A 376-nucleotide genomic window follows, 5' to 3' on the forward strand; every position below is an offset into this window, starting at 1 on the left:
CGCCCCCGGCCGATGCCGTAATACGCCAGGCCCGCCGCTTCGACATCCGCCGGCTCGTACAGGTTGCGCCCGTCGAACACCACCGCGTCCTTCAGCTGCTCGCGCAGCTTCTGGAAATCGGGGCTGCGGAACTGCTTCCACTCGGTCACCACGACCAGTGCATCCGCGCCCTGCAGCGCTTCTTCGGCATTGCTGCAGAACACCAGGTCATCGCGTTCGCCGAAGATGCGCTGCGATTCGTGCATCGCTTCCGGATCGTAGGCACGCACCGTTGCACCGCCTTCCCACAGTTGCGCCAGCAGTCGGCGGCTGGAGGCTTCGCGCATGTCATCGGTGTTCGGCTTGAAGGCCAGGCCCCACACGGCAAAGGTCTTGC

The 376-nt window shown here is 65.4% G+C and carries 1 protein-coding gene; it reads right to left on the reverse strand.

Annotated features, from left to right (window positions below; all coding sequences use genetic code 11):
• Positions 1-376: UDP binding domain-containing protein (locus EN846_RS33830; protein ID WP_135928114.1), on the reverse strand; the 376-nt coding region annotated here is incomplete at both ends.

Source organism: Mesorhizobium sp. M4B.F.Ca.ET.203.01.1.1 (genome assembly GCF_004791025.1).
GTDB lineage: Bacteria > Pseudomonadota > Alphaproteobacteria > Rhizobiales > Rhizobiaceae > Mesorhizobium > Mesorhizobium abyssinicae.